The organism is Pedobacter sp. NO84, from assembly GCF_059703915.1.
In genome coordinates this window covers 3,968,559-3,988,649 of record NZ_AP046575.1, presented here as the reverse complement: position 1 = coordinate 3,988,649, position 20,091 = coordinate 3,968,559, and the positions used below count along the sequence as shown (strand labels likewise).

The following is a 20,091-nucleotide window of genomic DNA, read 5'->3' as shown; positions in this document are numbered from 1 at the left end:
AAATTGCCGCATGATATTCATGTTTCAACGCTCAATTTTTATCGTTGTCTTGCTTTCGGTTGTAGCTCTCATTTCTTTCGCTCAAGATCCAACTCACGTAACACTAAACGGGAACGTTAAGTTGCTAGTTGGGGATAAAATTGTCACCGCCGATCATATATTACTTCTGCTCAACAATACGAATAAAATTACCGAAACAAACGCAAATGGAAATTTTAGATTTACGCAAGTAAAACCTGGCAAATACCATCTAAAAACCGCGGACGAGATCTATATTAAAGTTGACACAGTGATAACCGCTAGTAAAAACAGTAAATTTATTCAACTCTATTTAACGTTAAATTGTGAAGAATATACCGCTTTTCATGCAAAAGAAGATATTCGAAACCATAAAATTAAACTTTTATTGGCCTCTGGAATTGCGATGACAACCTATCCTGGGGACATAAATTTTCAAAAGAAATATCAGCTGCAATTCTATGATTTTGGATGCATCCAACCAGATATAAATTGTATTATCCAATACAACAAAACCATATTTGCTTATTTAGATCAAAAACATGGTATAGGCTGGAGAAAAGAAGTAAGAAAAGACGTGGTTGGTTTGCATCGATAAATCAGGGTAACCTATCCCGCAACCAAAGATTGTTGCAAGACCTCGGTATAATAATCGATATACATGGGCAAGATCTTCTTTAGATCGAAATCTTGCGCCCTCTTTAACGCATTTTCTTTAAAGTATTTCAAGATATCCTCATTGCTTAAAATGGTAATTGCCTTATTGGCCATATCGTCAATATCACCCACATCGCACATATACCCACAATAATCATCGATATTTAACTCGGGCAAACCACCGGCATTAGAGGTAATTACTGGAACCTTACAGGCCATCGCCTCTAGGGCAGCTAATCCAAAACTTTCAGATTCAGAAGGCATGATGAAAAGATCTGAAACCGATAAAATTTCTTCAACTGCATCTTGCTTTCCTAAAAATCTTACGTGATCGCATAAATCCAATTCTCTACAAAGTTGTTCATTAGCGGTACGTTCAGGACCATCACCTACCATCAACAATTTAGAGGGGATTTTTTCAAGCACTTTTTGGAACATCTTGATCACATCTTCGGTACGCTTTACTTTCCTGAAATTGGAAGTATGGATTAAAATCCGCTCATTGTTGGGTGCAATCGCCTTTTTGAAATGATCTTTAGGCTTTAGGCTAAATCGATTAAAATCAATAAAGTTTGGGATAACCCTGATATCTTTTTGAATTTCGAAATGCTTGTAAGTATCTTCTTTAAGATCCTGAGAAACTGTAGTAACCCCATCACTCTGGTTAATAGAAAAAGTAACCACCGGCTTATAAGTAGCATCCTTGCCCACCAAGGTAATGTCTGTACCATGCAAGGTGGTTACAAACGGAATGTTTATTCCGTAGGTTGCTAAAATCTGTTTAGCCATAAACGCCGCAGATGCATGAGGAATGGCATAATGCACATGTAAAATATCCAATTTTTCGAAGCGAACCACATCTACCAGTTTACTGGCCAGAGCAGATTCGTAAGGGGCATAATCAAATAAGGGATAATCTCTTACCGAAACTTCATGATAAAATAAATTGGCCGAAAAAAAATCTAAGCGTGCCGGCTGGCTATATGTAATAAAATGCACCTTATGACCTTGGTTAGCCAAAGCTTTGCCCAGCTCTGTGGCAACAACACCGCTACCGCCAAAGGTAGGATAACAAACTATTCCTATTTTCATTGTAAGAGTCTAACTGGCTAGATGGAACATCATATAGCATAGCAAATTAACCGATATCTTATTGAATTTGTGTTATCCCTTGGTAAATTTTGCGATTAGCGTAAGGCGTTGAGCGTTTGGCGATAGAATAACGCTTAACGCCACATGCCTATCGCTATGCGCTGGCCATTTCAGCCTTAATTACCAGATACATTTCATTTGGACGCTGCGTACCAATGAAATATTCGAGCCCATCCCGATCGGTTAGCACAATGGCATCCTTACCGGATGAGTAAAAGCGGATACTGCCATTTCTATGAAGATTATATACAGGGTTATTAAAAATGTAATTGCTATAGGTTGATTTTCTTACCTTAACGATGCTATTTAGGTCTATTTTCACTTTTTTAGCCGTCCATAGCCCATCAATAACCACACTTTTATTTTCGATCCGGATGCTGTATTGAATAAGAAAGAGTAGGATAATAGAAACCCCAATAATTCCAAAGCCCACCACTAAAAAAAGATCAACGGTGTTATCTCTATCTCGTTCGTAAACATAAGCAGCAAAACAGAAGGCAGACATGATTAACCTAATGGCAATCCGAATATAATCGCGGCCAATGTACTGTTTTTCGATATAAATGCTTTTCTGGTCCATTATTGATTTGATAATTCGAATATAGCAACTTTTTTTGTTGTTGCATTTACTTTATATCTATCGTCCTGCCTAAAACCGGCCACCCAAATGATGTCGCCATTTCCATTAATAAGCAACGGAATTTTATCTTTTTGAGGGAGCGGAACTTTATGATCTATAAAAAAATCGCTCAATTTTTTATGCTGTTTCATCCCTAATGGTTTAAACTTATCCCCCTCTTGTCTAAAACGCACAACCAGAGGGAAAATTAACTGATCTAAATCAACAAATGCTTTGTGCGCATTAGCTTCAACTAAATTAGAAGGCGTATGGAACATAGAGATTTTTTGATCCCCAATTTGTACAAACTCTTCTGTTGAATGGATAAAATAGTGCCCTTGAGTTTCCAATTTAGGCAAAGGCGATATCAATATTTCGTCCCTGTTAATTGTTGCACGATGTGTTTGGCTGTAGAATGACGTCCCACTTTGTTTGTCCAATGAACCCAAGAGCTCATCTACCACCAAATTCGTAAAATGAAAGGGCTTTAACAACTCGAATAAAATTAATTTTCGAGGTTTCAATTCTTTCAATTTTTGAATTGAAAAATAGGTTTCGTTTTTATCAGACCTGGTAATGGATTGTTTTACTTGTGCCACATAGAGCCCTAAAACTTCTTCAGTCTCTGCAAAACGTTTAATATTCTGCTCAAAGGTTTGCTCGAGGTTCGGATTAATTTCTTTTAGCGACGGAATAACCTGCAATCGGATCTTATTTCGTGCATATTTTTGACTCTCATTTGAACTGTCGGTTACAAAATCAATATGGTTATCTTCCACTAGCTGATCAATTTGCTGTCGCGATAAAAATAACAAAGGCCTAACAAGATGTTCTCTCTTAGGTAAAATTCCATGCATTCCACTAATGCCTGTGCCTCGGGTTAAATTGAGCAGAAGTGTTTCTATCGAATCATTTTGATGATGGGCAAGGGCGATCGAACTATACCCACCTTCGCTCCTAACCTGTTCAAACCATTGGTAGCGTAAATCTCTGGCCGCCATCTGTATAGAAACTTGATGTTGAACCGCATAAGTTTTCACATCGAAATGTGCAACATAAAACGGCACTTCGAAACTAGCCGCTAATAACCTCACAAAGGCTTCATCGCGTTGAGATTCGTCGGCCCTTAAATTAAAATTACAATGCGCAATACTAAAGTTATAGTTATAGAGTTTAAATAGCTGGGCCATAAGAACAGAATCCTTACCTCCGCTCACCGCAAGCAATATTTTATCCTGCTTGGTAAAAAGCACATTTTTTTGGATGTAATCAATAAACTGCGGCAAGGGTAACATGATTCAAAAATAGTTGAATAAAAGTATAACTGATATCTTTTTATAAAAAATTGGGTTTTTGGACCTCAATTGGTGTAAAGGGCTCGAACAACAATCCTTTAAAGGAATTAAAATAAAAACATAACTTTGTAAAGTGCAGAAATTACGCTTTTTCTTCCTTCTACTGATCTTTCCAAGCATCTTATTTGCCCAACAGGGAACACAAATTGAGCTGGTAAGATCCACAAGTTTAACCGTTGATACAAAGACAGGGGTAAACTATGTGAAAAATCCCGTGTTTAAACAGGATAATGCCACCTTAACCTGCGATAGTGCTGTTTTTTACAAGGAACGAAACTTTTTTGAGGCCTTTAGAAACGTACATATCAACCAAGGAGATACCGTAAATATTTTTTCTGACTTCCTGGATTACGATGGCAATAAAAAACACGCGCATCTATCCAGCAATGTAAGAATGATTGACCGCACATCTATCCTTACCACGAATGTACTGGATTACGATATGCAACCAAAAATTGGCACCTATGTAAATGGCGGTAAGATTGTTGCCAATAAAGGGGAAGTTACACTTACCAGTAAAAATGGCTGGTATTTCGCGAATTCTAAAGATGCTTATTTTAGGTTTAATGTAAAAGTTGTTACGCCGCAAAGTGTAATCACATCTGATACATTGCGGTACAATACCCTTACCAATTGGACCTATTTTTATGGTCCAACCAACATTAAAGGTAAAGACGACAATCTGTACACCGAAAATGGCGCCTATAATACCAGCAGTGAAAATGCCTATTTTGGTAAAAAGAACCTCTATACCCAAAATACCAAATCGTTAAAGGGCGACAGTCTATATTATTACGGAAAGATTGGATATGGCAGGGCGGTAAAGAATATTCTTTTTAAGGATACGGAAGATAAGACCGAATTAAGGGGACAGCTCGGAGAATATTATAAAGCTGATGAGCGGGTAGTAGTAACCCGAAATGCCTGGTTTGCGCTGGGCACAAAAGATTCAATAACCGTTAAAAACAAGAAAATCCCCGATTCGCTCTTTCTTGGTGCCGATACCTTACAAGCGCAAATGGTTTTACAAAAGACCTTGAAATTATTAAGTAAGCCTGTTGTTCAAAAAGACAATGAAGTTGGTAGTGAGGATGAAGCAGCAATTGCGCTAAAAGAAAAAGAAAAAGCCGAAGCCAGAAAAGCGGCAAAGAGTGTAGTTAACGAAACAACATCAACTCCTACCACGAAAAAAGACACTAAAAAGCTGAGTAAAAAAGAGCGGAAAATAGAAGAAAAAAAAGCTGAAGAGCTCAAAAAGAATCCTCCTCCCAAGCTCGCCGATAGGTCAAAGGAATTAAATGATAGCCTCAAAACCGATAGCCTGAAAAAGCAGTTGGCCCTTACAATTGCTCAGAAGAAAGTTGAGGCTAAGATCGATTCTACAAAAGCTGCCCAGAAAGCTATTGTTAAACCAAAGACCAATCAAAAAAACACCGCTGCACTACCTGCTGCCACGAAACCAAAGGTCGCTGCAAATGCCTCGAAAACAGATAGCGTTGTAGCGTTTAATCCTGCAGATACAATTAGAACAAGGGTAATAAGGGCTTATCACAATGTGAGGGTTTATAAATCTAACATGCAGGCAATGGCCGATTCTTTATTTTATACCGCCGCTGATTCTGTTTTGCGATGGTATAAAAATCCGATACTTTGGTCTGACGGCACTCAACAAACCGGCGACACCATTCATGTTTTTTTTAAGAATAATAAGATCAATAGCTTCCAAGTGCTCCAAAATGGGTTTATTGTAAACGTTGAAACAGATTCTACCAAGTTTAACCAAGTAAAAGGTAAAAAAATTACCGGATTTTTTGTGAAGGGGGAGCTTAATAACATGGTTGTTGATGGCAATGCCGAAAGCATGTACTATAACAAAAAAGACAATGGCGAATACGATAACCTAAGCCAGTCTGTTAGCAGTAGGATCAAGTTTAGTTTTGCGAACAAGGAACTAACTGATGTTTTAACCGTAAAAGGAAATGAAGGAGCAGTGTATCCAATGGACAAACTGCCCAAGGAAGTTACATTAACAGGTTTTATTTGGAAGCCAGAATTACGACCAATTAGCAAGGCTGATATCATTAAGGGCAAACCAAAATCTAAATCCGATGCAAAACCCAAAGTGCCAGCTAAAAATGCGAGCGCTAGCCCAACATTAATAAAACCCACCTCGGTTCCAAAGAAAGGAGGGGATTTAAAAACCCCAAGCCAACCCGTTGTTAGCCCTACATTAAAACCGGATTCTACTGTCAAACCAATGGTGAAGAAGGTATTATAACACTTACATTCCTTTAAGAAAAGCGATTAGTTTTTGCATGGCAATGGCGCGGTGACTGATGCTATTTTTTGATTTTGTATCCATTTCTGCAAAGGTGATGCTAAAGCCATCGGGTTCGAATATAGGGTCGTAACCAAAGCCTTTATCGCCAATTGGTATGGTACGAAGCTTGCCATAAACTACCCCTTCGAATAGATGGTGCTGTTTATTTTTAATTAAAGATATAACGGTTTTAAAACGCGCGTTCCGATTGCTGATCCCTTCCATTTTTTTGAGCAGAAAATCCATATTAACCTTATCATCCCTGATACCACTGTATCTTGCCGAAAAAATTCCAGGTTCGTTATTTAGCGCTTCTACTTCCAGGCCACTATCATCAGCAAAACAATCAAGACTGAAATTTTTAACAACGTACAAACTTTTTAATGTTGCGTTGGCGGCGAATGTCTTGCCAGTTTCAGGGATGTCTGCATTACATCCAATATCTGCCAAGTTGAGCACTTGGTAATCAGGCGCTAAAATTTCCCGTACCTCTTGAGTTTTATGCAGGTTGTTAGTTGCAAAAACAAGTTGATCGGCCATTACTTTAATTTTTTTAGGGTAGACCACAATACTTGTTTACTTGCCAGATCACTATCCAACGCATGTAAATTTGCGGTAAAAATCATTTTTGTAGTGCCAAAATGGTGCAGTTGGTGCTGCGAATGTGGAGCTAAACCCAACACTTCGGCCTCAACTCCAAAAGCTAAGAGCAATTGAAAATTAAAAAACCCATTTAGATCCTCAAATTTAGCTGTGGCATAGGAAGCATAATTTACAAGTGCAAAATCGTTATTTGCAAGTCCAATTGCATCAACCAATTTTCTCAAAAGTAAATTTCCATTAGAAGAACTAACTTTATTTTCGCTGTCGTTAACCAAAATTAAAATGCTTTTTTGGTTTTTGCCCAGGTATTCGAAATTCCAGGTCTTTTTTGGTAACTCTGCGGCGGGTGGTCCACTAATTGGCGCAGGCGGAAATATTATTTTCCCCACGGTTGTTGTTGCATTCCCCTCATTAACTGGCGACTCAAGATTTTGTTTAACGATGGGTTCAAACAGCTCTTCAGCCTCATTTTTAACCAAATAAACATCTTCGGTAAAAAATAAACGAAGCGCATCTGCGTTAGTAGTGAGTTGATTGGCCATAGTATGTATTTTTGGGTAAGCGATTGGCGGACCATGAGGCTCGCTTAACGCCTATCGCTCTGCGTATAACTTTATAAATATTTCTGTTAAAATTAGTTAAATATCTTATTATAGCGCCTTAAAATTGTTACTTTTATCCATTAAATTATATAGCTGTTGTCTTTTGTGAAAAAAGTCTGTTGCGTTTTTACCTTATGTTTTTTTGCCCTTGCTTCATTTGCACAAAATGTTGCTACTGTGAATGGAAAATCCATTAGCAGTAAAGAATTTATGTGGGTCTATAAAAAAAATCATGCTGGTATAACAAGTGCTACGTACCAAGAGTTGGCCAATTATCTTTCGCTTTACATTAACTTTAAATTAAAGGTGATTGATGCCAGAGCCCAAAATCTAGATACCGATACGGCCTATAAAAAAGAGATCAGTGGTTACGAAAAAGCCCTAAAAGCACAAAAAAAAGCGGGTTCAAAGGACGTCGAGTATGATTTAATAATGAACGAATATAGAGAGGGTGTGTTAATGTTTAACATCTCTGAGAAGAAGATTTGGAGCAAAGTACTGGAGAATGAGCAAGGAGTGAGAGAACAGTACAACAAACAAACTGAAAAGTACAAAGGAAAAAGTTTTGAGGAAGCTCAAGGTCAAGTTATTGCTGATTATCAGCAGGAACTTGAAAACGAATGGGTTAAAACGTTAAGGGCAAAATATACCGTTAAGGTAAATGATGACGAACTAAAAAAGCTAGCAAAGCAATAGTACAAGCGTTGTTAGAGATAATATTAACTTTGCATAAATACAAAATACCAAAACAATAGAATGAAGAAATTTTTATTAATAGCAGGCTGTTTAATTTGCCTGTTTATAAATGCCCAAGCACAAAAACCGATCTTAGATAAAGTTGTGGCCGTAGTAGGAAGTAATATTATTTTACTCTCAGATCTAAATCAACAATATGCGATTTATTTAAATCAAGGAAATCCTGCAGACGAAAAAGCGAAATGTTACTTTTTGCAACAAATGTTGGTGCAAAAATTGTTAAAGCAACAAGCTGAAATCGATTCGATTATGGTTGAAGACAACCAAGTAGATGATGAGCTCGACAAAAGAATGCGTTACCAGATCCAACGCATGGGCGGCCAGGATAAACTAGAACAGTTCTTGCAAAAATCGGTATTGCAGTATAAAGACGAAATGAGACCTGATGTAAAAGAAGGTCTGATTGCACAAAAGATGCAGCAAAAAATTACCGAAAACACTGCGGTTACTCCTTTAGAAGTGAAGAAATATTTTGAAACCTACCAAAAAGATAGTTTGCCAGATATTGGCACTGAGGTAGAAGTTGGCGAAATTTCATTGCATCCAAAACTAACAAAAGATGAAAAACAAAAATTTTATGACAAGCTTGATGCCATAAGATTAAGGGTCAAAAGCGGTGAAGATTTTGGCTTTCTAGCTAAGACCTATTCTGAAGATCCAGGTTCGGCAAGCGAGGGCGGCGATTATGGCTTTATCGATAGAACCACCATGGTGAAAGAATTTACAGCTTGGGCATTTAAATTAAGAGCAGGAGAAATGTCTCCGGTATTTGAAACAGAATACGGCTACCATATTGTACAGGTAATTGAGCGTAGAGGAGAACAGGCGCATGTTAGGCACATTTTGATCAAGCCCCAAACTACTCCGGCTAGCTTAGAAAGAGTGAAGTTAAAAGCGGATAGTATTTATGCTGATCTAATTAGCAAAAAATTGCCTTTCTCTAGCGCCGCCTCTTTATTTTCTGATAACAAGGAAACCCAGTATAATGGGGGTATGATGTTATATGCAGATAATGTAACTGCTAGAACAACATTTTTCCCTGTCGAAAAATTGGATCCTGCAGTTTTTGTGGTAATTGATACGATGAAAGTGGGCAGCATCTCTAAGCCTGTTCCATTTGTAAGTCAGCAAGAAGGAAAAGAAGGTTATAAAATTTTCTTCCTAAAATCTAAAATACCTCCACATAAAGGAAACCTTGATCAGGATTACCCTAAGTTTAAGGAACGTGCACAAAAAGAGAAAGAAGCCAAGGTAATGAGCGAGTGGTTTGAAAAACGCAAAGAAACTACGTATATTAGAATAGATGACGAGTTTTCAACGTGTGATGAAATGAAACTTTGGGTTAATAAAGACCAGAAACACTAAATGCAATTTAAGAACGAGGTAGAGGCCGTAGATGCACTACACCAATCCTTTAAAAATATTAAGGCCGAAATAGGCAAAGTAGTTATCGGGCAGGACGAGATTATAAAATCTGTGCTGATTGCAATTTTTAGTAATGGTCACTGCTTATTGGTTGGTGTACCGGGATTGGCTAAAACTTTATTGGTACAAACTGTTTCTAATGTTTTAGACCTTAACTTTAACCGCATCCAATTTACGCCAGACTTAATGCCCAGTGACATTATTGGCGCCGAAATTTTAGGAGAAGATCGTCACTTTAAATTTATCAAAGGACCTATATTTTCGAACATTATTTTGGCTGATGAGATTAATCGTACGCCACCAAAAACCCAGGCTGCATTATTGGAGGCGATGCAGGAAAAGGCGGTAACCGCTGCTGGACATACACACATTCTACCTCAGCCGTTCTTCGTGTTAGCCACTCAGAACCCAATTGAACAAGAAGGAACTTATCCCTTACCCGAAGCGCAGTTAGATCGATTTATGTTTAACATTCAGTTAAATTATCCTGCATTTGCTGATGAATTAACCATTGTAAAAAATACGACCAGCAACCGGGAAGTAAAACTCGAAAAAATCATTAGCTCGGCTGAAATCCAATACTTCCAAAAGCTGATTAGAAATATTCCAGTTACCGATAATGTATTGGAATACGCCGTAAAATTAGCAGCTAAAACCCGTCCAAATACCGAGCTGGCCTCAGAATCCATCAATAACTATATTTCGTGGGGCGCTGGTCCGAGGGCATCTCAATTTCTTGTTTTAGGTGCCAAATGCCATGCGGCTATTTCTGGCAAATATGCTCCCGATATCGAAGATGTACAGGCAGTGGCCGAACCAATCCTACGCCACAGAATTGTACGTAACTATAGGGCAGAGGCCGAAGGATTGTCTATTGAGCAGATTATTAAGGATTTGTTCTAATTTGTTTACCTTTTTTTCTAGAAATTAAATAGCTTAATTAAGTAGTTAGTTTTATTGACGCTTACATAACCTCGTAGGTTCTGTAGAACCTACGAGGTCTATTAAAACGAAAATCTACTTCCCATTATTTTTTCAATTGCCCCATAATATTCGGATAATCAGTTATAATTCCATCCACACCTAACCGGATAAAATATTCCAAATCTTTAACAGAATTTACCGTCCATGGGATAATTTTTACTCCCGCAGCATGACATTTATCCACCAAATTTTTACCCACAAGAACAGAATAAGGGCTATAAATGGATGGTTTAAACCCTAGTTGTTCAATGTTGTTTTCAAAATCCTCTTTCTCATCAATACCCAATGAAGTTCTTATTTTTGGATATTTCTGATGCAGGTATTGTAAGGTTCTCATATCAAATGATTGGATGATCACTCGTTTTTCCAATCGTTTTCTCTTAACGATTTCCATGATAATCTCTACGTAAGTTGCTGGATCGGGCTGAAATTCGCCATCCCCTTTTCGGATCATTTTCGTTTCAATGTTGTAATCAGGCTTTGCCAATTTATTTAACTTAACATATGCTTCAACAGAATCAATCAGTTCACTCAATAAGGGCTTGTAAGCTTTAAATTTCTGTTGCCCTGGAAAGCGGGGATGAATTTTACTTCCTACATCAAATTTACGAACCTCTTCATAGTTCATTTTATAGATATTGTACTTTTTTTCATCTTTAAACTCAATTGGATTACCGGTAGGTGTTAAACTAAACTCGTGGTTAAAATAGGGTTCTTGAGATACTACCGCCTGTTTATCCTTAGAAATCACAATATCCATTTCTAATGTTGTAACTCCTAATTGCAAGCCCTTAATCATTGCTGGAATGGTATTTTCGGGCATAATTCCTCTTGCACCACGATGCCCCTGTACATCAAATTTTTGTTGTGCGAATGCGTTAATAGAAATTAAAAAAGCGATAATTATCAGTGCAGGTTTTTTCATTCGGAATAAGCTTCAATAATAGCGCCAATTAGGTGATAAGCGGGTTGATTGTTTAACTGGTTAATCGATTGCTTATCTACAATTAACCGATTAAGTGCAGAAAGAATTTCTTTGAGAAAGTTAACCAAATAAAAAAAGGGATCTCCACTATGCGGAAATCCCCTTTAACCTATGTTATCCTATCGTGAAACTTAGCGCTCTGCTAAGGTATAAATTTGGCTCATAATGTTCCAATTCCCATCAGACTGTCGTTCCCAAATATACACGTAGTTAAAGCTTTCTCGAAGTTCCATGCTTTTATAATCGATTGTTGCAACCCCATAGGTATAAGCAATATCTGCCCCTAAGGCTTTATCAAAACCAAGAGTTTTTAAGCTAATCTTATCGATCATCCGGTTATTAAATGCTTGGATTCCTTCTTTACCCACAATTAATTCTGTGCCCGGGAACATGAGCTGTGCGCCCTTGTTTAAAAAGCCGGCAAATGCGCTCGGCCCGTAAGATTTTAACGTTGTATTTAATGTCTTTTCTGTTGTATTAATAATCTCCCTACTTGCCTTAAGATCCTTTTCCTTTGCAAGTTTAGGCATATAATGATCTGTTGGCTCAGCGAAATCAACAGTAAGATTTTTTAGGGGCTTACTGGTTCCGGTACCTAGGTCTAGGATTACTTCCCAAACTCCATCTTTCACTCTCCATACCGAAAGATAGTGACCATATGTTTTCTGATCTCCACTATGCACATAATTTCCTGATGTGAAACCCAAATCACCACTTCTTGAAGCCCTTGCCAAAGTAGGTGTCCAGCTTAGGTTTTTCATATCTGGAGCTGTAGCATAGAACTTTTTACCGTTTGTAGGGTTGGGCCTAAAAACAAGTCCATCATTAGCCAAAAATTTTGTAAAGGCTACATTTGTACCATTCTTCATGGCTTCAGCGGCAAATGCTTTTTCAGCATTTACCAGAGATTTTGTAGTTCCATCAGATTTTTGTGCATTTACACTAGCGCTAACTATAAGAATTAAAAGGGTGTAGAATATTTTTTTCATTTTTTTTAAATAGTGATGCGAATATAGGATTTGAATAGGATGAGTAGACGAAAAGTAATTAACAATTAAACAATTTGATTAGCTAATGAACGAATCCGCTATCCCGATAGCTATCGGGAAGCTAATACTTTCTCACGATAGATGGTTTCTAACATCGTTTGTCCAACCGCTTTTAAGGTATTCCTATCAATATTGTTGAGGTTATCCAATTGGGTATGCCAGTTCATATAAAAACCTGACGCATCAGCATAGTGAATAACATCTATGCACGGAATGTTAGCTTGGTTAACCCAAAAATGGTCGTCGATTAAACTTCCAGAAGGTACATTTAAAAAGTAGTCACTATAACCAATTTCATTACCAATATCCCACACTTTTTTTACAATCTGAGGGGCGTACTTTCTTGAGATCTCATCCTGTGTAAATTGCGCATTAGAGCCACCTACCATATCTAAATTAATGGCATAAAGGGGTTTATAACCTTCTACTGGAGGGTTCTTTGACCAATATTGTGATCCAATGCACCATGTGGTTTCTCCAGCTGATTCATCGTTTGCTTTCCCATAATCCTCAATATCCCACAGAATAAAGTCTACGCCAACATTGGGTTGTTTCTTATTGATCTGGCGGGCCATCTCTAACAGTATGGCCACCCCACTAGCGCCATCGTTTGCAGCATCAAAGGGTTTATCGTGCATTTTAGGATCAGGATCTTGATCTGAAAATGGTCTTGCATCCCAATGGGCAGTTAATAAAATTCGTTGTGTCTTTTCAGGACACAGTGCAGCAATAATGTTCTTAAATTGATGTGTTTTACCATCGAAGGTCTTAGCTGCGGCTTGTTGAATAAAAACTTGTGCTCCAAAAGACTTAAACTTTTCGGTTAAATACTTTGCACAATTGGCATGTGATGATGTTGACGGAATTCGAGGCCCAAAATCAACTTGTGCCTTTGTATAGGCAAATGCGCTGTCGGCATCGAATTCTGGCGATGATAGTTTGATTTCGCTACTTTGATCGTCACCTTTTGGCTTGTTAGGCTGGCAGGCCTGAAAATAAAGACTGACGATAAGCGCAAATATTAAAAGTTTTTTCATTTTTTCTAAGTTAACTATTTTAGTCATCGGATGATTGAAATCATACAATGGCTAATTTTTACTCCATGTTGTTCCATCTTTACTATCTTTAAGTTGGATCCCAATATGCTGTAAACCCACGCGGATACGGTCTGAAGTGGCATAATCCTTATTTTCTTTAGCTTCTTTACGCAGGGCGATGACCATATCCAATACTTCATTTAATTCGGTGTTGCTCGAATCCTCGTCCTTTAAGCCTAGCACATCCACTACAAAATCATGCATAAGTACTTTTAATTTTTCGAGCTCCGCTAAAGAAATCTTTAATCCTCCATCATAAATGGTATTGATTATACGTACCGCTTCAAACAATTCGGCAATTACCACGGGACTATTAAAATCATCGTTCATCGCATTTTCACAATTGATCTTTAACGGATCAATTTCGCATTCACCAGTCTCACTTGCTACTAATTTCGGCAAAAGATTTATCGCATTCATCAATCTTCTAAATCCCTTTTCCGAAGCATCTAATGCTTCATTTGAGAAGTCGAGCGTACTTCTATAATGTGCCTGTAGCATGAAAAACTTAACCGTCATTGGGCTATATCCTTTTTTTAACAACGGATGGTTACCCGTAAACAGTTCTTCAGGCAAAAAACCATTTCCTGCAGATTTTGACATTCGCGTACCATTAACCGTTAGCATGTTGGTATGCATCCAATATTTGGCAGGCTGGTGATGACTGCAGGCTTCTGATTGGGCAACCTCATTGGTATGGTGCGTTGCCGCCAAGTCTAAGCCTCCCCCATGAATATCAAATTCTTGGCCTAAATATTTAGCACTCATTGCTGAGCATTCGATATGCCATCCCGGAAATCCTGGACCCCATGGTGAGGCCCATTGCATTAAGGTCTCTGGCTTTGCTTTAATCCACAGTGCAAAATCCAGTCTGCCCCTTTTATCATCCTGGCCACCCAATTCTCTGGTATTGGCTAGCATATCTTCTAAATTACGATTGGTTAGAATAGTATAATTATAGCTTTTACTGTATTTTTCTACGTCAAAATAAACAGTCCCATCCACTTCATAGGCATATCCATTATCAATGATGGTTTTTACCATTTCAATTTGCTCAATGATATGTCCAGTTGCAGTGGGTTCTATGCTTGGTGGTAATGTATTAAACATATTCATCACCTCACGAAAGCCCAATGTATATTTTTGAACAATCTCCATGGGCTCTAATTGCTCTAATTTTGCTCTTTTTGCAAATTTATCATCACCCTCATCCCTATCGCCTTCCAAGTGGCCCGCATCTGTAATATTTCTAACATAGCGCACTTTATATCCACTATATTTTAGGTATCTAAAAATTAGATCAAATGAAATAAAAGTTCGGCAATTACCTAAATGCACGTCACTATAAACCGTTGGTCCGCAAACGTACATGCCTACATGAGGTGCGTTTAAGGGCTGGAATATCTCTTTTTTTCGTGAAATGGTATTGTATAACTGAAGCTTTTGTTCCATGGTGCAAATGTAAATAAAAAGTCCCAAAGGGATGCCTTTGGCTCATCTGATTTTGTGTGGGGTATTTGTCGCATAGCGATCAGAGGTAAGCGTTCGTAAATTTTATACCAGTTAGTTCGCTGGCTTTATTTTTAGAAGAAGGTCGCTACGCACTGGAAAGTGATCAGACAATTTTGCTTCTATAATGTGGTAATTTGTTACCTCAATATCTTTTGTGGTGGCAATATAATCGATCTGAAAATTGGGGAATTTACCATTGTAAGTTTTTCCTAATCCCTGTCCTTTTTTTATAAATGCATTGTTTAATGAATCCATCATTTTTGAAACAGCGTAAGATGCAGGGGTATCATTAAAATCGCCTAAAATCACATACGGTGTTGTGCAGGTTTTCATGTGTGCTTTCATCATATCAACTTGCAGACTTCTCTTATTAAAGGCACTCTTTAACATGCGCAAGATTCTTTTGGTTGAGCTTACTTCTGCATCCATGCCTTTAACCTTATCTAGATAATTATAATCTTCCTTTTCAAATGAAATAGATTGAAGGTGTATATTATATATTCTTAACATCTGATTGCCAATTTCCAAATCAGCAAATATACTTTCGTTTCCATCTGAGTTGGAGAAAGGGATCACACCATTGGATTTTATGGGATATTTCGAAAAAATAGCTAGACCAATCGCTTCAGATTGGCTTTTCATGGTGGGCTCAAAATAAAAATACTCTGTATTTAATAATTTTTTTAGGCTATCAATGATATCATAGGGGCCTTTAAACTTAGTAAAGAATTCTTGAAAGCAAATAATATCCGGGTTTTGCTTTTTAACTACGTCCAACATTTTTTCTTTAACCTCAACATTAATTTCATCCCCATAGGGTTTAAAGTTATGAACGTTATAAGTCATTACCCGAATAAGTTTTGGATCTTCCTTTACATTTTTACCCGCATCACCAAAAAAGCCAAAAGTGGCAATCAGCGTATACCACCCAGAACAGATAATCACTACGGTAAAAAAAGCTAAGGCCCATTTTTTATGCAGTAACCACCAAAATAAAAAAATCACGTTAGCTAACAAGAAAAAGGGATAGGCCAAGCCCAAAAAAGCTATTATAATGTGTTGTAAAGGATTAAAACTACCTGCAAGTGCGCCGCCGATTAAGCCTATTGCGGCAATTACTGCTATAGCTACAATAAACTTATTAAAAAAGGGTGTGTTATTTTTCGCCATTAATTTTTACTTGCCTTAAATAAGGTATCCTTTTCTGTTTTGCTAAGTTTGTCGTATCCTGTTTTAGAGATCTTATCTAAAATAGCATCAATTTCCTTTTGATTAACTACGTTATTTGATGGTCTTGGGTTTTTTTCACTCCTAACCACTTTTAATTTAGGCTTTTTCTTAAAAATCGCGCTTAAATCATTACCATTTTGCAAGATTTTAATATAGCCAAATCCAAGGAGTGCAGCGCCTAGATGGGTTACACCAGTTCCAAAATCCCCTTGCGCAACACTAATTAGGTTAGGTATTAAATAGATGAGAAATAGATATTTAACCTTAATGTTCCCAATAAACATCAACCTAAGGTTATAATTTGGAACCAAGGTAGCTAAAGATGCAAAAATAGCCATTACTGCTGTTGATGCGGTGGTAAGAGCTATATATGGCAATGGCTTGAAAAAGGAAACATTAGAATATAATCCGAAAAATAATGCACCGGCTACTCCACCTAACAAATAAATAAAATGGAACTGACGAGGTTTAATGAAATCCATTAAAATCCTTCCTGCCAGATACAACCAGATCATGTTAAATAGGAGATGAAAAAAATTATCATCAATAAATTGAAAGGTTATTATAGTATAGATGTGGGATAGCCAAAGGGATGATGTGGCTGGAAATGCCAAATGATATATAACCTGTTCTTCAAATAAGTCGCCATAACCCATTTTTGAGCTAATGGCCTTAATAAGTTCAATAACGATAAATACGCTTACATTTAGTATAATATAAAACATTAACGGACCGCCGGACTTGAAAAATTTTTGCTTCAAATCAAACCAAATGTTTCTATTCATAATAGTCGAAATAATTGGTTTTATTGCGCCAAAGTTTCACCAAAATGAAGCCGATCAATGCACCACCCAAATGGGCAAAATGGGCAACAGAGTCGCCTTGGATCCTAGCAACCCCCAAGAAAAGTTCTAGGACAATATATATTGGAATAAAATATTTAGCTTTAATGGGTACGGGGAAAAACATCAACATGAGTTCGATGTTGGGATAGAGCATCGCAAAGGCAATCATGATCCCGAAAAGCGCTCCCGAAGCACCAACCATCGTTCCTATGAAAATAGACAATAAATTTGAGGCCTGACTAGGCGTATAGAGAGAAGGATTATACTGTCCAATTGACAGCTCAGATCGTAATTGTTCGCTAAAAAAAATTGATCCCGTAAGTTGGTGCAACTCTACAGCCTGCACTGCCCATTGAAAAAATATAGCGCCCAGACCGGTTATTAAATAAAAGTTCAAAAATCTTTTGGCTCCAAAATGTGCTTCTAAAATGCTTCCAAACATATACAATCCGAACATGTTAAAAGCAATATGCATAAAATCCCGGTCAGAGTGCATAAACATGTAGGTAACAGGTTGCCAGATCTGAAATTTCGGGGAATCAAAATAATGTGCACCTAAGATCTCTGTTAAGTCTATTTGTTGAGACTTTAAAACCCAAGTTGCAATATAAAAGATCACGTTAATGATGATCAGATTTTTAACTACAGGCGTAATGTTATTCATATATTATATAATTGAGCATTGAGTGATTTCACCGATTTGAAGGTGATCACACCGATTTTTATCTAACTTGTTTGTTCAATCTCCTTCCAACCTGTCGCGTAGCGGTTGATTACACACCTGCCTGCCGACAGGCAGGGATTAAGATGATTTCACCGATTTTTATCTAACTTGTTTGTTCCAATTCCCTTTTCCATCTTCCATCTTCCATCTTCCATCTTCCATCTTCCATCTCCCATCTTGCATCTTCCTTCTCTCACTTACCTTTCAAACCTTTGTGCAATTTCACCCACGGCAATAGTTTGTACTACTGGCTTTCCACTAATGCTAAAATTAGGTGTTTTACAAGCAAAAAGCTCTTCAATAAGCGTATTCATTTCTTGCTGGCTTAACGTTGTACCCCCCCTAATTGCACTATTTCTTGCCATACTCCTGGCCAGTGCATCCCGTCGGTCTAATTTAAGCTCTTGTTGCGAATTTTTAAAACCTTCTATCAAATGTTCAAATAATTGGGTTTCGTTAATTTTAGCGCTTCCCAAATCAACGGGGATTCCTTCGATTACCAGTGTATTTTTGCCAAACTCCCTCACTTCAAACCCTAAACTTTTAATATCGTCGAGCAGACTTTTTGCCAATTCGTAATCGTTCGGGCTCAAGGTAACCGTTTGTGGAAATAAGCTTTGTTGCGATGCTCCTTTTCTATCCTCTAAATGCAGCAAAAATCGTTCGTACAAAATCCTTTCGTGCGCGGCTTGTTGATCAATGATCATTACCCCAGATTTAATTTGAGATACAATATAACGCTGATGTATCTGCATAAATTGCTTTTGCAAAGGCTCAAATTGGGTTTCATTTTCATTGCCCAAATCTATTGCACCTTGGGCAGGTAAGTGGTGATTATTGATTTCGTACAACGAACCCCAGTTTTTACTTGGAGCCAACTGTTGGTTCTGACCTCTTGAATAGCTGGATTCTTTAGTTTTTGTAGTGCCAAAAGGGTTAAAATCCGGATTAAAAGCTATGCTAGGGGGTACAATATCTTCTGGCGCTTTATGACTGATCATATTGCTAAAGCCTGTTTCTTGATTAAAATCAATGGTTGGACTAATATTAAACCTGCCCAATGATCTTTTTACTGCAGAATGAATGATGGCATAGATTGACCTTTCATCAAGATATTTGATCTCCGTTTTAGTGGGATGAACATTTACATCGATTTTTGCAGGATCAATATCGATAAACAATACATACAATGGAAAATTATCATCTGACAACAGTTCTTGATACGCTTTGTTTACCGCGTGATTAAGATAGGCATCTTTAATAAATCTATCGTTCACAAAAAAGAACTGCTCTCCCCTAGTTTTTTTCGCAAACTCTGGCTTACCAATAAATCCTTTTAGGTTGATAATGGTTGTTTCTTCTTCAACCGGAATGAGGCGTTCGTTGTAATTATTCCCAAATAAATGCACAATTCTTTGTTTCATCGATGCTGATGGCAACCTGTACACTTCTAGGCCATCATGATGCAGACTAAACGCAATGTGCGGTTTAGCCAGGGCCACACGCTGAAACTCGTCAATAATATGACGCATTTCTGCGGGATTGCTTTTGAGGAAATTGCGGCGTGCGGGCGTATTATAAAATAGGTTTTTAATACAAATGCTTGTACCATTTGCAGTACCAATAGGTTCTTGCTTTATAAATGTTGCACCTTCTATTTGGATAAGCGTACCTACTTCATCTTCATGACGTTTGGTTTTCATCTCTACCTGTGCAATTGCTGCGATAGAGGCCATAGCCTCTCCCCTAAAACCCATGGTACGGATGGCAAACAGGTCTTCCGCTTTGCGCACCTTTGAGGTTGCATGCCGCTCAAAGCACATTCTTGCATCGGTGATAGACATGCCACACCCATTATCAATAACTTGGATCAATGCCTTTCCGGCATCCTTTACAATCAATTGGATTTTATCTGCCCCTGCGTCTATAGCATTTTCGAGCAATTCTTTTACCGCTGATGCAGGTCTTTGCACCACCTCTCCAGCTGCGATTTGATTGGCAACACTATCGGGTAAAAGTTGTATTATATCAGACATTTATGTGCTTTAGTAAGGGTGCTAATTTAGCGAAAATAAGGGCGAAAATTAGCTAATTTATGCAAAAATGCATCACTTTGTGACAAATTTGTTAATTAGCTAATTAGTAATCCCTATCTTTA

At 37.7% G+C, this 20,091-nt stretch carries 18 protein-coding genes; 5 read left to right on the top strand and 13 right to left on the bottom strand.

Translation table 11 applies throughout. The features are described from left to right. The first annotated feature begins 10 nt into the window (after positions 1 to 10). Positions 11 to 616 (top strand): FEKKY domain-containing protein, encoded by a 606-nt coding sequence (locus AC6H0V_RS17640; RefSeq protein ID WP_497561521.1) that lies wholly within the window; start codon positions 11 to 13, stop codon positions 614 to 616. Positions 617 to 627: 11 nt separating this feature from the next. On the opposite strand, the gene bshA is transcribed toward AC6H0V_RS17640, so the two are convergent. From bshA to tilS, 3 genes are all read right to left on the bottom strand, one after another. Further along, on the bottom strand, positions 628 to 1,767 hold the full coding sequence (gene bshA / locus AC6H0V_RS17635) for an N-acetyl-alpha-D-glucosaminyl L-malate synthase BshA (protein WP_497561520.1): 1,140 nt from the start codon (positions 1,765 to 1,767) through the stop codon (positions 628 to 630). Positions 1,768 to 1,921: 154 nt separating this feature from the next. Next, positions 1,922 to 2,407, bottom strand: coding sequence for a hypothetical protein (locus tag AC6H0V_RS17630; protein ID WP_497561519.1), 486 nt, complete (start codon positions 2,405 to 2,407; stop codon positions 1,922 to 1,924). After that, complete coding sequence (gene tilS, locus AC6H0V_RS17625; RefSeq protein ID WP_497561518.1) at positions 2,407 to 3,741, bottom strand: tRNA lysidine(34) synthetase TilS; 1,335 nt, start codon at positions 3,739 to 3,741, stop codon at positions 2,407 to 2,409. Before tilS ends, AC6H0V_RS17630 begins: the two co-directional genes overlap by 1 nt. A 133-nt stretch (positions 3,742 to 3,874) precedes the next feature. Between tilS and AC6H0V_RS17620 the strand changes: the two genes are divergently transcribed. Further along, entirely contained in the window at positions 3,875 to 6,079 is a 2,205-nt protein-coding gene (locus tag AC6H0V_RS17620; RefSeq protein ID WP_497561517.1) for an OstA-like protein, read from the top strand. A 3-nt stretch (positions 6,080 to 6,082) separates the two neighbouring features. Here AC6H0V_RS17620 and rdgB read toward each other — a convergent pair whose 3' ends face one another. Together rdgB and AC6H0V_RS17610 are read right to left on the bottom strand one after the other, a co-directional pair. Further along, positions 6,083 to 6,661 carry an RdgB/HAM1 family non-canonical purine NTP pyrophosphatase gene (gene rdgB, locus AC6H0V_RS17615; protein ID WP_497561516.1) on the bottom strand — a complete coding sequence of 193 codons (579 nt, stop codon included), beginning with the start codon at positions 6,659 to 6,661 and terminating at the stop codon, positions 6,083 to 6,085. Beyond that, a complete protein-coding gene (locus AC6H0V_RS17610) occupies positions 6,661 to 7,266 on the bottom strand; it encodes a hypothetical protein (protein WP_497561515.1) in 606 nt (201 codons plus the stop codon). Before AC6H0V_RS17610 ends, rdgB begins: the two co-directional genes overlap by 1 nt. Positions 7,267 to 7,431: 165 nt before the next feature. Between AC6H0V_RS17610 and AC6H0V_RS17605 the strand changes: the two genes are divergently transcribed. From AC6H0V_RS17605 to AC6H0V_RS17595, 3 genes are read left to right on the top strand one after another with little or no spacing between them, the layout of a single operon-like run. Next, complete coding sequence (locus AC6H0V_RS17605; protein ID WP_497561514.1) at positions 7,432 to 8,022, top strand: hypothetical protein; 591 nt, start codon at positions 7,432 to 7,434, stop codon at positions 8,020 to 8,022. 60 nt (positions 8,023 to 8,082) lie between these two features. Continuing rightward, entirely contained in the window at positions 8,083 to 9,447 is a 1,365-nt protein-coding gene (locus AC6H0V_RS17600) for a peptidylprolyl isomerase (protein ID WP_497561513.1), read from the top strand. Then, a complete protein-coding gene (locus AC6H0V_RS17595; RefSeq protein ID WP_497561512.1) occupies positions 9,448 to 10,410 on the top strand; it encodes an AAA family ATPase in 963 nt (320 codons plus the stop codon). It begins immediately after the preceding gene. A 124-nt stretch (positions 10,411 to 10,534) separates the two neighbouring features. On the opposite strand, the gene AC6H0V_RS17590 is transcribed toward AC6H0V_RS17595, so the two are convergent. The 8 genes from AC6H0V_RS17590 to mutL all read right to left on the bottom strand — a co-directional run bounded on the left by AC6H0V_RS17590 (position 10,535) and on the right by mutL (position 19,969). Continuing rightward, on the bottom strand, positions 10,535 to 11,416 hold the full coding sequence (locus AC6H0V_RS17590) for a glycerophosphodiester phosphodiesterase family protein (RefSeq protein WP_497561511.1): 882 nt from the start codon (positions 11,414 to 11,416) through the stop codon (positions 10,535 to 10,537). A 191-nt stretch (positions 11,417 to 11,607) separates the two neighbouring features. Then, positions 11,608 to 12,465, bottom strand: a complete 858-nt coding sequence (locus AC6H0V_RS17585; RefSeq protein ID WP_497561510.1) for a DUF4440 domain-containing protein — start codon at positions 12,463 to 12,465, stop codon at positions 11,608 to 11,610. Positions 12,466 to 12,575: 110 nt separating this feature from the next. After that, on the bottom strand, positions 12,576 to 13,562 hold the full coding sequence (locus tag AC6H0V_RS17580) for a M28 family peptidase (RefSeq protein ID WP_497561509.1): 987 nt from the start codon (positions 13,560 to 13,562) through the stop codon (positions 12,576 to 12,578). Positions 13,563 to 13,613: 51 nt separating this feature from the next. Beyond that, positions 13,614 to 15,074, bottom strand: a complete 1,461-nt coding sequence (gene cysS, locus AC6H0V_RS17575; protein ID WP_497561508.1) for a cysteine--tRNA ligase — start codon at positions 15,072 to 15,074, stop codon at positions 13,614 to 13,616. A 111-nt stretch (positions 15,075 to 15,185) separates the two neighbouring features. Then, the gene (locus AC6H0V_RS17570) at positions 15,186 to 16,304 is read right to left on the bottom strand and encodes an endonuclease/exonuclease/phosphatase family protein (RefSeq protein ID WP_497561507.1); all 1,119 of its coding nucleotides are present in this window, start codon (positions 16,302 to 16,304) and stop codon (positions 15,186 to 15,188) included. After that, complete coding sequence (locus AC6H0V_RS17565) at positions 16,304 to 17,149, bottom strand: rhomboid family intramembrane serine protease (RefSeq protein WP_497561506.1); 846 nt, start codon at positions 17,147 to 17,149, stop codon at positions 16,304 to 16,306. Before AC6H0V_RS17565 ends, AC6H0V_RS17570 begins: the two co-directional genes overlap by 1 nt. Next, the gene (locus AC6H0V_RS17560) at positions 17,142 to 17,873 is read right to left on the bottom strand and encodes a rhomboid family intramembrane serine protease (RefSeq protein WP_497561505.1); all 732 of its coding nucleotides are present in this window, start codon (positions 17,871 to 17,873) and stop codon (positions 17,142 to 17,144) included. The genes AC6H0V_RS17565 and AC6H0V_RS17560 overlap by 8 nt, the downstream gene beginning before the upstream one ends. Before the next feature lie 257 nt (positions 17,874 to 18,130). Beyond that, complete coding sequence (gene mutL / locus AC6H0V_RS17555) at positions 18,131 to 19,969, bottom strand: DNA mismatch repair endonuclease MutL (RefSeq protein WP_497561504.1); 1,839 nt, start codon at positions 19,967 to 19,969, stop codon at positions 18,131 to 18,133. Positions 19,970 to 20,091 lie beyond the last annotated feature (122 nt).

What these genes read in the sequence shown, in the direction of transcription:
- AC6H0V_RS17640 (WP_497561521.1), top strand. Translation starts at nt 11, where the DNA reads ATGATATTCATGTTTCAACGCTCAATTTTTATCGTTGTCTTGCTTTCG.
- bshA (WP_497561520.1), bottom strand. Translation starts at nt 1,767, where the DNA reads ATGAAAATAGGAATAGTTTGTTATCCTACCTTTGGCGGTAGCGGTGTT.
- AC6H0V_RS17630 (WP_497561519.1), bottom strand. Translation starts at nt 2,407, where the DNA reads ATGGACCAGAAAAGCATTTATATCGAAAAACAGTACATTGGCCGCGAT.
- tilS (WP_497561518.1), bottom strand. Translation starts at nt 3,741, where the DNA reads ATGTTACCCTTGCCGCAGTTTATTGATTACATCCAAAAAAATGTGCTT.
- rdgB (WP_497561516.1), bottom strand. Translation starts at nt 6,661, where the DNA reads ATGGCCGATCAACTTGTTTTTGCAACTAACAACCTGCATAAAACTCAA.
- AC6H0V_RS17610 (WP_497561515.1), bottom strand. Translation starts at nt 7,266, where the DNA reads ATGGCCAATCAACTCACTACTAACGCAGATGCGCTTCGTTTATTTTTT.
- AC6H0V_RS17600 (WP_497561513.1), top strand. Translation starts at nt 8,083, where the DNA reads ATGAAGAAATTTTTATTAATAGCAGGCTGTTTAATTTGCCTGTTTATA.
- AC6H0V_RS17595 (WP_497561512.1), top strand. Translation starts at nt 9,448, where the DNA reads ATGCAATTTAAGAACGAGGTAGAGGCCGTAGATGCACTACACCAATCC.
- AC6H0V_RS17590 (WP_497561511.1), bottom strand. Translation starts at nt 11,416, where the DNA reads ATGAAAAAACCTGCACTGATAATTATCGCTTTTTTAATTTCTATTAAC.
- AC6H0V_RS17585 (WP_497561510.1), bottom strand. Translation starts at nt 12,465, where the DNA reads ATGAAAAAAATATTCTACACCCTTTTAATTCTTATAGTTAGCGCTAGT.
- AC6H0V_RS17580 (WP_497561509.1), bottom strand. Translation starts at nt 13,562, where the DNA reads ATGAAAAAACTTTTAATATTTGCGCTTATCGTCAGTCTTTATTTTCAG.
- cysS (WP_497561508.1), bottom strand. Translation starts at nt 15,074, where the DNA reads ATGGAACAAAAGCTTCAGTTATACAATACCATTTCACGAAAAAAAGAG.
- AC6H0V_RS17570 (WP_497561507.1), bottom strand. Translation starts at nt 16,304, where the DNA reads ATGGCGAAAAATAACACACCCTTTTTTAATAAGTTTATTGTAGCTATA.
- AC6H0V_RS17565 (WP_497561506.1), bottom strand. Translation starts at nt 17,149, where the DNA reads ATGAATAGAAACATTTGGTTTGATTTGAAGCAAAAATTTTTCAAGTCC.
- AC6H0V_RS17560 (WP_497561505.1), bottom strand. Translation starts at nt 17,873, where the DNA reads ATGAATAACATTACGCCTGTAGTTAAAAATCTGATCATCATTAACGTG.
- mutL (WP_497561504.1), bottom strand. Translation starts at nt 19,969, where the DNA reads ATGTCTGATATAATACAACTTTTACCCGATAGTGTTGCCAATCAAATC.